This is a genomic window from Candidatus Palauibacter sp. (assembly GCF_965213655.1).
Taxonomy (GTDB): domain Bacteria; phylum Gemmatimonadota; class Gemmatimonadetes; order Palauibacterales; family Palauibacteraceae; genus Palauibacter.
The window spans coordinates 2945694-2958042 of the sequence record NZ_CBDBZT010000003.1 but is presented as its reverse complement, the minus strand read 5'-3'; the positions used below and the strand labels follow the sequence as shown (position 1 = coordinate 2958042).

The window sequence follows — 12349 nt, the reverse complement described above, 5'->3', positions numbered from 1 at the left end:
ACGAGTCCGAAGGCTAGCCGGAGCCGGATGCGTGGCCGTGCGCGTGGGCGGCTTCGTTCGGTTTCTCGAGGGTGTTGCGAAGGTCCTGGATGTAGTCCGGGTGTTCGCGGCTGAACTCCGGCCAGTCCTCATCCGCCGCGATGATGATGCCGCCGATCGCGCCCATCCCACCGTCCGGCGCCGGGTGTCCCAGCGGGTTCGAGTATTGGACCGAGATGCGGTAGACATGGTCCCTCCGGACCCGCACCCCTCCGCGCCACCACAGCCGGCTCGTGGGCACTCCGACGGTGCGGCCTTCGCCGTCCACCTCGGGCCCCGTTTCCCAGATCACCTTGCCCGCCGTCACGTCCTCGAGCCGAATCCAGTCCCCGTAGTCGTGCAAGTGCCCTCCGATGCCGAGGATCCGCCCATCCACCGCGGGACTCCCCTCCCAACTCATTCCGTGGGTCCCGGGCGGGAGCGGGAACTCCTTCTCGCCGACGGGGCCCATCACGTCGAGATAGAAGGGATAGACGTCCGCCGGTCGGACGAGGCCCGGATCCCCGGCCGGGGTGTACGGCAGCCGGATGTGCAGGAAGGCTTCGTCGTGTGACGCGTCGGGGAGCGGGGCGAACATCGCGCTCACGAGGACGCGGGTGCCCGGCGCCAGCGGATAGCCCAGCACGCCCGGCAGAAACTCGCTCTTCGTCTCGCGGCCCGCGGCGAGCACACGGCGCGGGACGGCGGAGAAGAGTTCGCGGTTGTCGGGGTCGATGACGTTGACGTGATGGAGGAGGCGCTCGGGGAGCGGGGTGCCTGCCCGGTCCCTCATCTGCCACGAGAAGCCGTGCAGCCAGCCTGTGACCGGCACTTCCGCCAGCTGCACCTGGGGCCGGAAGTGCGGATCGCCGGCCGGCAGGGAGATGGGACCCAGGACGATCTCGAACTCGCGGTCGGCCGCATGCACCCGCACGTCGATGAGCGGACTCGCGGCGGGCAGGCGCGGCGGGGCCGAGACAACTGCATGCGCCGAAGTTCCGTGTGCATGGTCCTGCGAGGCGTGCGTGTCCGGCAACAGCGCCTGCGATGACAACGGGTGCGGCGACAGCAACAGGACGAGGACCGCCGCCCTCATTAGTCGGGCGGGGGAACGTCGAAGTAGGTGTAGTTCTTCGCGGTGAAGGCATCGTACTGCTCCGGCACCTCGTCGTCCGGATAGATGGCCTCCACGGGGCACTCGGGCACGCAGGCGCCGCAGTCGATGCACTCCTCGGGATGGATGTAGTACTGGTCCTCGCCCTCGTATATGCAGTCGACGGGACACACATCGACGCAGGACGCATCCTTCTCGCTCATGCATGGTTCGGTGATGATGTAAGTCATGCGCGGGAAGATACCCGAGGCCTGAGGGCTGAGCAATTCCGCAATGTCGCCCACGGGGGCGGCGGCAGCGGGTTGGTCCGTGGCGCGCGAGCCGGTATCTTGGAGGGCTTCCGGCGGACGGCATTCCGACGGATCCGGCGGGTGCGCGGGACCGGGGAAAAAAGGCAGACCACAGCGCGAGAAGGCGGCAGCCTTGAAGCCACTTGAAGTCATACAGGGAGGGAGCAGGACGGCCGATGCCTGGCCTTCGCGGAAGCCGCGATGGCTCAAGGTGCGGGCGCCCGGAGGCCCCAACTATCTGCGCCTCAAGGAACTGATGCGGGGGCTGGAACTCAGCTCCGTCTGCGAAGAGGCGCGCTGCCCGAATATCGGGGAGTGCTGGGAGGCGGGGACGGCGACGTTCCTCATCATGGGGGACGTGTGCACGCGCAACTGTCCCTACTGCGCGATCGCGCACGGGCGCCCCGAGGCGCTCGACGAGGACGAGCCGCGGCGGGTCGCGGAGGCGATCGAACGGCTGCAACTGAACCACTGCGTCATCACGTCGGTCGACCGGGACGACCTGCCCGACGGCGGCGCCTGGATCTTCGCCGAGATGATCCGCGAGATCCGCCTCCGCCGCCCCGAGTGTTCGATCGAGGTGCTCACGCCGGACTTCCGCGGGAACCCCGAGGCGATCCGCACGGTGATCGAGGCGCGGCCGGAGATCTTCAACCACAACATGGAAACCGTGAGCCGGCTGCACCGGGTTGCCCGGCCGGGCGGGCGCTACGACCGTTCGCTGAACGTCCTGACGACGGGGCGGCAGCTGGACGACCAGGTCCTCATCAAGACGGGGATCATGCTCGGGTTGGGGGAGACCGCCGCGGATGTCGACGAGTTCATGGGGGACGCGCTGGAAGCCGGCGTACAGATTCTGACGCTGGGGCAGTACCTGAGGCCATCGCCGGACCACCTTCCGATCGACCGCTACGTCTCTCCGGAGGAGTTCATGCGCTGGAAGGAGATCGGGGAATCCAGAGGGTTCCTCCATGTCGAGAGCGGACCGCTGGTTCGGTCCAGCTATCACGCCCGCGAGCAGGTCGTCGAACTGCGGCGGCGGGTCGCGGCGTTGGCGGCGGTATGAGCGGTTCGAACTCCGGCCGGTCCGCGGCCACGGTCTCCGACGCCCCGGCGGAGGGAGCCCCCGAGGCGGGATCGAGCGGCGACCCCGACGTATTCCTCGGGCTCTCGACTGAGGACTGCATCGCGCTCCTGCGCGAGATGATCGTCGAGCGCCGCTTCGAGGAGAAGGCGGCGGAAGTCTATCAGGTCGGCAAGATCGGCGGCTTCTGCCACCTCTATATCGGACAGGAAGCCGTCTCCGTGGGCGCAATCTCGCCGCTGCGCGACGACGACTACGTCATCACCGCGTACCGCGACCACTCCCAGGCGATCGCGCGCGGGATCTCGCCGAACGCCGTCATGGCCGAACTCTACGGACGGGTGGACGGTTGCTCGAAGGGCTTCGGCGGCTCGATGCACATGTTCGACAAGTCGCTCAACTTCATGGGCGGACACGGGATCGTCGGGAGCCACCTCCCGATCGCGATCGGGGCCGGCTACGCGATCCGCTACCGGGGTGGGGACCAGGTCTGCGTCTGTTTCTTCGGAGATTCGGTGGTCAACATCGGCGCGTTTCACGAATCGATGAACATGGCGGCGCGCTGGAAGCTGCCCGTCATCTTCGTCCTCGAGAACAACCGGTACGGGATGGGGACCGACTACCGGCGCGTGGCGGCCGTGAAGGAACTCAAGGACCGCGGCCGGGGATACGACGGCCTCACCTCGCTGGATGTGGACGGTATGGATGTGCTGGCCGTGCGCCGCGCGATGGATGAGGCGATCGGGCGGGCGCGCGAGGAGAAGACGCCGAGCTTCATCGAGGCGCGCTGTTTCCGCTACATGGGCCACTCGATGGCGGATCCGATGCACGGGACGTACCGGACGCGTGAGGAAGTCGAGAAATGGCGCTCGGATGACCCCATCCTCGCCTTCACCCGGCAGCTCATGGACGCGGGGCGGCTGACGGAAGAGGAGTACAAGGAGATCGACCGCGAGGCGAAGGAAATCGCCGAGGAGTCCGCGGCGTTCGCGGACCGGAGCCCCTTCCCCGACCCGGAAGCGCTGTATCGCTACGTGTACTCGGACGGATACCCGGACGACATGCGGCGGCGCGACGCGTGGCGGAAGGAGCTGCGCTGATGGCCGTCCTCACGTACCGCGAAGCGTTGAACGACGCCCTCCGCGAAGAGATGGAGCGTGACGACTCGATCTTCATCATCGGCGAAGAGGTGGGGGAGTACGACGGGGCCTACAAGGTCACGAAAGGACTGCTCGATCAGTTCGGGGAGTGGCGCGTGCGCGACGCCCCGATCGCCGAGCTGGGGTTCGCGGGGCTCGGCGTGGGCGCGGCGATGGCGGGTCTGCGGCCCATCGTCGAGTTCATGACGTGGAACTTCGCCTTTCTCGCGATGGACGAAGTCGTGAACGGGGCGGCGAAGCTGTTTCAGATGTCGGGCGGACAGTACCACGTCCCCATCGTCTTCCGAGGACCCGGCGGCGCGGCGCTCCAGTTGGCCGCGCAGCACTCGCAGTCGCCCGAACCGTGGTACAGCTACGTGCCGGGGCTGAAGGTGATCGCGCCCGCCACGGCGAAGGACGCCAAGGGACTCCTCAAGAGCGCGATCCGCGACAACGATCCCGTCGTCTTCATCGAGAGCGAGATCATGTACAACCTCGTCCGGGATGAGGTGCCGGAAGAGGAGTATCTGACCCCCATCGGCAAGGCCGAAGTGAAGCGCGAGGGGTCGGACGTGACCGTCGTGTGCCACTCGAAGATGGTGCACCAGGCGCTCGCGGCGGCCCGCGCTCTGGAGAAGGAGGATATCGACGTCGAGGTGCTGGACCTGCGCACGGTGCGTCCCCTGGACGTGGACGCGGTCGTGGCGTCGGTGAGGAAGACGAACCGGGCCGTGGTCGCGGAAGAGGGGTGGCCGATGTGCAACGTCGGGGCCCAGGTCGTGGACGACATTCAGCGCGAGGCCTTCGACTCGCTGGACGCGCCGATAGCCCGCGTGAACGGGCTGGACGTGCCCATGCCCTACGCGAAGAACCTGGAGAAGCTCGTGACCCCGAACGCGGACCATGTGGCGGCAGCCGTGCGCCACGTGTGCTACGCGGACTAGCGGCGAGGCGGTCCCGATGGCGACGAAGGTCGTGATGGCGCAGCTGAGCCCTACCATGGAGGAGGGCAAACTCATCGAGTGGAAGGTCGCCGAGGGCGATGCCGTGGCGCAGGGAGATGTCGTCGCGGAGATCGAGACGGACAAGGCGAACATGGACGTCGAGGCGCTCGGGGGCGGAGTGCTGCGCAAGATCGTCGTGCAGGCGGGCGCCACGGTGCCGGTTGGGGCGCTCATCGGGGTGATCGCCGAGCAGGACGAGTCGATCGACGACCTGCTCGCCCAGGCGGAGGCGGCCGGGGGAGACGAGCCGGCGGAAGGCCCCGCCGAAGAGCCCGCAGCCGAGCCCGTTTCCGAGCCCGCCGCCTCCGCAACGCCCACAGCGTCCGACCCCCCCGCGGCAACCGGGGAGTCTGTAGCGGCCCCGACCCGGCCCGCGCCGGCGGCCGGGGGCCGCATCAAGGCCTCGCCCGTGGCCCGGCGCATGGCCGCGGAGAGCGGGATCGCCCTCGCGAGCCTCTCCGGCTCCGGGCCGGGCGGTCGGATCGTCAAGGCCGACATCGAGGCCGCGCTGGCCGGCGGCCCGGCCGTTGCGCCGTCCCCCGCCCCGACGCCTGCGCCGGCCCCCGCACCGGCCCCCACGCCCGTCGTGCCGTCTCCCGGCCTCGAAGACCGGGTCGAAGAGGCGAGCCAGATGCGGAAGGCGATCGCTCGCCGGCTCGGCCAGTCGATCGGGCCCGTGCCCCACTTCTTCCTCACGACCGAGGTCGACATGGGCCGGGCGCTCGAATTGCGCGCGGACCTCAACGCCCGCTTCGCGGACGGCAAGATCGGGGTGACGGACCTGCTTCTGAAGGCGACCGCGGAGGCCCTCAATCGGCACGCAGGGGTCAACGCCTCGTGGGAGGAGAACGCGATCCGCTACCACGGCGCGGTCCACCTCGGGATCGCGGTGGCGCTCGACGAGGGCCTCATCACGCCGGTGCTGCGCGACGCGGGCCGCAAGGGGCTGCGGCAGATCTCGGTCGAGGCGCGCGACCTCATCGCCCGGGCGCGGGCGCGGAAGCTCACGCCGGAGGAATACCAGGGCGGAACCTTCTCGGTCAGCAACCTCGGCATGTTCGAGATCGATCAGTTCACGGCGATCATCAACCCGCCGGAAGCCGGCATCCTCGCCATCGGCCAGACGGTCGAGAAGCCCGTCGCGGTGGACGGCCAGGTCGTCGTCCGCAAGCGGATGCGCGTGACCATGTCGTGCGATCACCGCGTCATCGACGGGGCCACGGGGGCGTCTTTCCTCGCCACCTTCAAGGCCATGCTCGAGAACCCGCTCGAGATGATCCTCTAAGCAGGCTGGCGGGACTTCCACAGAACCAGAGAAACGAGAGAGTGAAGGGATAGATGTCGGAGACTTACGACGTCGTCGTGGTCGGGGCCGGACCGGCCGGCTACGTATGTGCGATCCGGGCCGCGCAACTCGGACTCCGCACCGCCTGCGTCGAGAGCGGGTCTTACGAGGGCGGCCTCGGCGGCACCTGCCTGAACTGGGGCTGCATTCCGGCCAAGGCGCTGCTCGAGAGCGCGGCGCTCGCGCACAACCTCCAGCACCACGGCGCCCGCATGGGCGTAAAGCCCGTCGAAGTGGAGTACGATTTCCCCGCGGCCGTGAAGCGGAGCCGCATGATCACGCGCAAGCTCACCGCCGGCGTGAAGTACCTGCTCGGGAAGAACAAGGTCGACATCGTACAGGGTCGCGGCCGGCTGGCCGGGACGGGCCGCGTCGCGGTCGAGTCGGACGGCGAGACCCTCGAACTCGCCACCCGGAACGTCGTCTTCGCGACGGGTTCCGTGATGAAGACCTTCCCCGGCTTCGAACTCGACGGCGAGAAGGTGATCGGAAGCCGCGAAGCGCTCGGGCTCCAGGAACTCCCCGCGAAGATGGCGATCGTCGGGGCCGGATTCGTGGGCGTCGAGTTCGCCGACGTCTTCAACGCGTTCGGTGTCGAAGTCACGCTGATCGAGGCGCTCGACACGCTCGTGCCCCTCGAGGACCCGGAGATCGGGAAGGCGCTCGAACGCTCGTTCCGGAAGCGGGGGATTCGCAGCCTCACGAACACCCGCGTCAAGCAGTTGGACCGTGAAGCGAGCCCGATGGTCCTCACGGTCGTGAACCCGGACGGCAGCGAGACGGCGGAAGAGACCGATCTCGTGCTCATGGCCGTGGGACGTCGGCCGGTGACCGAGAATCTCGACCTCGAGAAGAACGGGGTCGCGATGGAGGATGGCTTCATCAGGATCGATGGCTGGTGCCGGACGAACCAGCCGGGCGTCTACGCGATCGGCGATGTCGCCGGGCAGCCCATGCTGGCCCACGTCGGATCGCACGAGGGCATCGTCGCCGCCGAGCATATCGCGGGCGTGGCCAAACACCCGATGACGTACGGGAACATCGCGTCCGTGGGGTACTGCCACCCCGAGGTCGCCTCGATCGGCATGTCCGCGGCGCAGGCCGAAGAGGCGGGCCACGAGGTCGTCACCGGCAAGTACCCGCTCGGAGCGCACGGACGCGCGCTGACCGCCGAATCCGCGGACGGCTTCGTGAAGGTCGTGGCGGACGCCAAGTACGGCGAAGTGCTCGGCGTCCACATGATCGGACACAACGTGAGCGAACTCGTGGCCGAGGTCGGCATGGCGCGCGAACTGGAAGCCACGCTGGACGAGATCGTGCGTCACGCGCACGCACATCCGAGCATGGCCGAGGCCGTGATGGAAGCCGCGTTCGCCGCCCTGGGGCGCGCGATCCACATGTAGGCGGGCAGGGCCGGCGGGGGACGGACGGAACTCCAAATGAGCGGCGAGCGGCAACTCCGGGTGGTCGACCTCGGCCGCCGCGAGTATCGGGAGGTTCTCGAGCTTCAACGCTCCATCGCCCGCTGGCGCCGGAATTCTCCGCCGGACCACGACCTCCTGCTTCTCGTCGAACACCTGCCGGTGATCACCGTCGGGCGCGGTTCGAGGGAGGAGCACACCCTGCCCGACGCGGCCTGGCTCGCGGACGAGGGGATGGACGTGGTCGAGATCGAGCGGGGCGGGGACGTCACGTATCACGGCCCCGGCCAACTGGTGGGCTACCCGATCCTGGACCTCCACGCGCACCGGCGGGACCTCCACTGGTATCTGCGCCGCATTGAGGAGGTGGCGCTGCGCGTCCTCGCGGAGTGCGGTCTCCCGGCGTTCCGGGTCGAGTCGTACACGGGAGCGTGGACGGGTTCTCCACCCGCCGGAAGTCTCGAGGCCGTCGAGGACGACGGGTTCGGCACGGTCGCCGCCGGGCGGGCGGACGCCCTCATCGGGGCCGGTGCGATCCGAAAGGTCGCTTCGATCGGCGTGCACGCGAGCCGCTGGATCACCTGGCACGGCTTTGCGCTGAATGTGACGCCGGAACCCCTCGTGCATTTCAGCGGGATCGTCGCGTGCGGCATCCACGGCGTCCGCATGACGAGCCTCGCGTCCGAGGGCGCCTCCCTTACGCTGGAAGAGGCCGGCGAGGCCGTGCTGCGCGCCTTCCCCGTGGCGTTCCCCGCCCTTGCGCCGCTACAGGCGCCGGAAGTCGGCCTCCGGGTCTGACGTTCCCACGGGAACGCGCGGGCGGGAACTCACCGGCGGGAGCGTTGCCGAAACGCGGGTTTGGGCCGACCTTGTGGCGCGTCGCCTGCACATGCGGGCGGCCCGGTCTCCGCCGCCGAAACCGCCGCACAAGGATGGCTTGCGAAGATGATGATGATTCTCGGGATCCTGCTCATCAGCACGGTCGTCGTGGCCCTATTGCTCGGGCACCTTGCCAGAATGTCCTTTCTGGAACGCGTGCTTCAAACGGCCGCGATGCTCGCCGCGGCGTTCATCTTCTTCGGCCTCGTCGCCCTCCTGGAGTCCGCCACCCACTAGCGGCCTTCTAGCCGCGTTCCCGCCCCCTCTTTCGCTGGCGGCGGAGATGCCCGATCTCCTTGAAGGCGAAGCCCAGTATCAGGAAGAAAGCCACGATTGCGACCCCCGCGCCCACCAGCATCACGGGCAGCGACACAAGCATCGCCGGACCGTCCGGGTGATCGGGGCGGTCCATGAACTCGATCAGGCTCCTGGCGATGAACGTCACGCCCCAGAACGCCCAAGGCACGAACCAGAGGCGCCACCACCTCCAGGTCGGTCCCGCCGCATTCGCTTCCTTGAGCAGCCACCGTCCCCAGCCCGCCCATGCCAGCGCACCGATCCCCAGTGTCACGACGGACCCCACGGCGACACCGACGGGCAACCAGAGAGGTGCCTCCCCTTCCGCCGCCCACCAGATGGCCCAGCCGGAAAGCCCCGCCAGGACCACGACGGCCAGCGCGACCAGGAGGATTTCCGTCCGTTTGCTCATCGCCCGCTCCTTGAAGTCTCAGCCGCCCGCAGTGGTGTGAACCGTCGCGGAGGGTACCCCCGCGCCCGCGGTCTCATTCGGTCCGTGCACGATCTTCGAGCCCTGCCATGCGGCGAAGCCGATCATTAGCGTCGCGAACAGGCCCACCAGGAGTACGAAGTGCCGGAGGCGCCGGTCGTCCCGTTCGTGCAGCGCGAAAGCGGCCAGCGCGCCGGCCGTGAAGGCCGGGACGGCCGCCCACGTGGCCCAGAAGCGGTGAGTCTGGACGATGCCCGGTCGCACGAAGGTGCGGTCCGCGACGACATCGGCGGCGGCGAGGCCGGTCAGGTAGGCGGGCGCCACGAAGGCGCCGGCGATCACGAGGGCCACGAGTCCCCACAACTCGAGCGGCTCGCGGTCCCGCGCCCACCCGTACAGGCCGACGACGCTCCCGCACGCGGCGAGGACGATCGGGAACGAGTGGGAGACGATGTGCAGGTGTTCCCAACTCACGGCGCCCGGCACCCGTTCCGCGTACCGTCTCGACTTGTTCTCATCTTGACACGCCTTCCAGCCCGACTAGAATATCGCTTCCCAACTCCGCCCCCTTCGTCTAGTGGCCAAGGATACCTGGTTCTCAGCCAGGAGACAGGGGTTCGATTCCCCTAGGGGGTATGACGCACCGCGGCGTGTTCGGGACGGCCCCCTTCGTCCGGAGCACGCCGCTGTCTTATGCCGTGGCACTATGCCCCTGATCCGCGCGCCCCGCGCATCTGCCGCCAGCGGAGCCGAGCGATCATTGAGAGAATGCCCGCGCTGGCGCCGACGACGCCCCGGACCGTTCCGCCCACCTTCGACCGGCCGAATCGGCGGCGCAAGGTGTCCACCGGCACCTCGACGATCCGCAGATCCTGCTGGATGGCCTTGACCTGCATCTCCACGGTCCAGCCGTACGTACGGTCCCGCATGTCGAGGCGGCGCAAAGCTTCGGCCCTTATGGCGCGGTAGGGCCCGAGGTCGGTCACCGCCGCCCCCCACAGCAGACGTATGAGGAAACCGGCCACCCGGTTGCCCGCGATCTGCGGAGCCGACAGGGCGCCCGGCTCCCTCCGGCCCAGCGCGCGCGACCCGATGGCCAGGTCGGCCCCGGCGGCGACGGCTTCGAGCAGCCCGAGTCCCTGCACGGCCTCGAACGACCGGTCACCGTCCGTGAACAACACGATTTCGACGGGGCGAAGCTGCGCGAGGGCCGTGAGACAGGCGAGTCCGTAGCCCGGCGTGTCCTGCCGGACGGTCCGCGCCCCCGCCTCCTGCGCGCGGGTCGCGGTCGCGTCCGTCGATCCGTTGTCGCAGACGACGAAGTCGTCGACCACGCGCAGGCCCCGGTCATCGCGTAGCGCGAGCAGGTCGGAAACTACCGGGCCGATATTGCGCTCCTCGTCCCTCGCCGGTACGACCACACCGACCGTCATTCCCGCGTACACGCCGGCCGGCCTTGGGTCAGAAGTTCACCTGGGCGAGGAACATGAACTGCCCGTCGGACAGCGTCGGGGCGTTGGGAGAATCCCTGAGCGCGCTGGCGTATTGCACGCCGAACCGCGCGTGGTTGTCCGGAAACAGGTTCACGCCGAACACCATGAACTCCCGGTCGGCGCCCAGCGCAGGCTGGAACCCATCGTAACGCATGACGCCCTCGACGAATCCCCAGGCCCTATACCCGAACTGCAGATACCCGCCGTACGCCTCTGTCTCCGCGGATCCGCGCCCGCCGGGAGGCGCGTCGATATCGAAGTCGGCGCGGAGATACTCGCCCGACAGCTTGAACCCGCGGTAAGAGAGTTCCAGGTCCGTGCCCCAGAGCAGGCGTTCGCCCGCGAAGTCCGATGTGATGTGGGGTGCCGCCGATCGATCCCCCGTGACGATGCCCTCGCCGAGTGAGGCCGAGGTATCCGTCGAGTAGGCGTACGAAGCGCCGACCTGCACGACGAAGTCGTCGTAGAAGGCGACCGTGCCGATCGAGTTGAACTGGACGCGACCGGTGAACATGTAGTTGTCACCGTCGTTCGTGACCTCCCGCCCGTTCCCGTTGTACATGCCGGCCCCGTAGGTCAGCCGGCCCTCGAGCGCCTCTCCACCCCCCTCGACACCGATCTGCCGGTCCATCTTGATGGCGGTCACGGCCTGCGATCGATTCACGAAGGTGATGTCGGCCAGCGATATGACCGCTTCGTGGCTGAAGTTGGGCTTGAACATGCCGAACTTGATCTGAAACTCCGGCATCAGGGGCAGCGTGACCACGGCGTCGTGAATCCGGAACGCGTCGCGGGCCGCATCGTAGCGCGTCACGAACTTGTAGTCGAAGACCAGGCCGACCGACCCGCTCACCTTGAGACGCGACTCGAAGAGTTGAAATCCCTTGGCCCCGATGCCGGAATCGGAATGTGTGCGAGCGCCCGCGCGCAGCAGCCCCCCGATTTCGACCGGGAGTGACTCCTGGGCCGCCGTCGCCGCCGGCAGGGCGAGGACCAGCGCGATGGCCGTTCGGGCGCACACTCTCGCGATCATTCAGTTCTCCTCATCATCCGCCTGTCTACTCCTGTCTACTGGTGTGTGTCATTCGGGGTCTGCGGTATCGGCGGGATCGAAACCCGCGTGAAGGTAGCGCCAGCCTCCAAGACCGATGGCCGCGTTGATCCAGAAGTGCCCGACGATGGCGGGGAACAGACTCCCCGTCCAGATGACGGTTGCCGCGAGCACAACGCCCAGCGCTATCGCGCGGATCACGCCGGCCAGCTTCTGGTACCCGTGTCCGAGACCGAAAGAGACCGAGACGATCAGCGCGGCCAGCCAGACGTTCCCGGTCCACGCCGCGAGGGCCCACAACGCGAACCCCCGATAAGCATACTCCTCGCACACCGCCGCGATCCCGGAAAGCACGAGGAAGGCTCGCTTCTCCGCGGCGTCTCGCGGCATGAGCAGCATCACCGCGGCGGTCTCCCGGAGCCCGGCCAGCCGGGCGGCCGCCGTGATGAGCCAGGCAAGCACCAGGCCCGCGACGGCGACCGCCAGGCCCCATAGCAGCGCCGCGGCCGGAGTGTCGACCGTCCAGCCGAGCGCGGCCGCCGGCACATCCTGCCACGCCGCGACGCCGAGCGTCAGGAGTCCGAGGACGAGGAGAGAGGCCCCCACCGACACATACAGGAGCACGCGGTGTTGGGCCGCCGCGGCGAGATCCGCCCCGCGGCGAGCGTCGAGGGCGGCGAGGACGGGCATGCCGACCAGAAGCAGCAGCGCGTAAGCCGCCGCGATCGGACTCGGAGTCTCGAGCATGGGCGGACGGATACGGTGAGAAGGTGTGGGGTGCAAC

14 protein-coding genes and 1 tRNA gene are annotated in these 12349 nt (G+C 68.5%); 8 read left to right on the top strand and 7 right to left on the bottom strand.

The genetic code is table 11. The features are described from left to right. Positions 1-13: 13 nt before the first annotated feature. Together ACOOGH_RS15240 and ACOOGH_RS15235 are read right to left on the bottom strand one after the other, a co-directional pair. Complete coding sequence (locus ACOOGH_RS15240) at positions 14-1114, bottom strand: hypothetical protein (RefSeq protein ID WP_420449728.1); 1101 nt, start codon at positions 1112-1114, stop codon at positions 14-16. Continuing rightward, the gene (locus ACOOGH_RS15235; protein WP_310757742.1) at positions 1114-1362 is read right to left on the bottom strand and encodes a ferredoxin family protein; all 249 of its coding nucleotides are present in this window, start codon (positions 1360-1362) and stop codon (positions 1114-1116) included. Before ACOOGH_RS15235 ends, ACOOGH_RS15240 begins: the two co-directional genes overlap by 1 nt. Positions 1363-1555: 193 nt before the next feature. Between ACOOGH_RS15235 and lipA the strand changes: the two genes are divergently transcribed. The 7 genes from lipA (at position 1556) to ACOOGH_RS15200 (ending at position 8531) form a co-directional block, all read left to right on the top strand. Further along, on the top strand, positions 1556-2488 hold the full coding sequence (gene lipA / locus ACOOGH_RS15230) for a lipoyl synthase (protein ID WP_420449727.1): 933 nt from the start codon (positions 1556-1558) through the stop codon (positions 2486-2488). After that, positions 2485-3606, top strand: coding sequence for a pyruvate dehydrogenase (acetyl-transferring) E1 component subunit alpha (pdhA, locus tag ACOOGH_RS15225; protein WP_420449726.1), 1122 nt, complete (start codon positions 2485-2487; stop codon positions 3604-3606). Before lipA ends, pdhA begins: the two co-directional genes overlap by 4 nt. Next, a complete protein-coding gene (locus ACOOGH_RS15220; RefSeq protein WP_420449725.1) occupies positions 3606-4589 on the top strand; it encodes a pyruvate dehydrogenase complex E1 component subunit beta in 984 nt (327 codons plus the stop codon). Before pdhA ends, ACOOGH_RS15220 begins: the two co-directional genes overlap by 1 nt. Positions 4590-4605: 16 nt before the next feature. Continuing rightward, on the top strand, positions 4606-5934 hold the full coding sequence (locus tag ACOOGH_RS15215; protein WP_420449724.1) for a dihydrolipoamide acetyltransferase family protein: 1329 nt from the start codon (positions 4606-4608) through the stop codon (positions 5932-5934). Positions 5935-5987: 53 nt separating this feature from the next. Next, positions 5988-7397: a dihydrolipoyl dehydrogenase gene (lpdA, locus tag ACOOGH_RS15210; protein ID WP_420449723.1), complete on the top strand. Its 1410-nt coding sequence runs from the start codon at positions 5988-5990 to the stop codon at positions 7395-7397. Between the two features lie 36 nt (positions 7398-7433). Further along, complete coding sequence (gene lipB / locus ACOOGH_RS15205; RefSeq protein WP_420449722.1) at positions 7434-8213, top strand: lipoyl(octanoyl) transferase LipB; 780 nt, start codon at positions 7434-7436, stop codon at positions 8211-8213. A 147-nt stretch (positions 8214-8360) separates the two neighbouring features. Continuing rightward, positions 8361-8531 carry a hypothetical protein gene (locus tag ACOOGH_RS15200; RefSeq protein ID WP_420442220.1) on the top strand — a complete coding sequence of 57 codons (171 nt, stop codon included), beginning with the start codon at positions 8361-8363 and terminating at the stop codon, positions 8529-8531. 7 nt (positions 8532-8538) lie between these two features. On the opposite strand, the gene ACOOGH_RS15195 is transcribed toward ACOOGH_RS15200, so the two are convergent. Both ACOOGH_RS15195 and ACOOGH_RS15190 read right to left on the bottom strand, forming a co-directional pair. Continuing rightward, on the bottom strand, positions 8539-9003 hold the full coding sequence (locus ACOOGH_RS15195) for a hypothetical protein (protein ID WP_420449721.1): 465 nt from the start codon (positions 9001-9003) through the stop codon (positions 8539-8541). Between the two features lie 18 nt (positions 9004-9021). Then, the gene (locus ACOOGH_RS15190; protein ID WP_420449720.1) at positions 9022-9495 is read right to left on the bottom strand and encodes a hypothetical protein; all 474 of its coding nucleotides are present in this window, start codon (positions 9493-9495) and stop codon (positions 9022-9024) included. An 89-nt stretch (positions 9496-9584) separates the two neighbouring features. Here ACOOGH_RS15190 and ACOOGH_RS15185 point away from each other — a divergent pair. Further along, positions 9585-9657, top strand: a tRNA-Glu gene (locus ACOOGH_RS15185). Between the two features lie 68 nt (positions 9658-9725). On the opposite strand, the gene ACOOGH_RS15180 is transcribed toward ACOOGH_RS15185, so the two are convergent. Genes ACOOGH_RS15180 through ACOOGH_RS15170 form a run of 3 tightly spaced genes read right to left on the bottom strand, consistent with a single transcriptional unit; the run spans position 9726 to position 12312 of the window. Next, positions 9726-10454, bottom strand: coding sequence for a glycosyltransferase family 2 protein (locus ACOOGH_RS15180; protein WP_420449719.1), 729 nt, complete (start codon positions 10452-10454; stop codon positions 9726-9728). Positions 10455-10482: 28 nt separating this feature from the next. Then, a complete protein-coding gene (locus ACOOGH_RS15175) occupies positions 10483-11547 on the bottom strand; it encodes a porin (RefSeq protein WP_420449718.1) in 1065 nt (354 codons plus the stop codon). 48 nt (positions 11548-11595) lie between these two features. Continuing rightward, the gene (locus ACOOGH_RS15170; RefSeq protein ID WP_420449717.1) at positions 11596-12312 is read right to left on the bottom strand and encodes a CPBP family intramembrane glutamic endopeptidase; all 717 of its coding nucleotides are present in this window, start codon (positions 12310-12312) and stop codon (positions 11596-11598) included. Between the last annotated feature and the right edge of the window lie 37 nt (positions 12313-12349).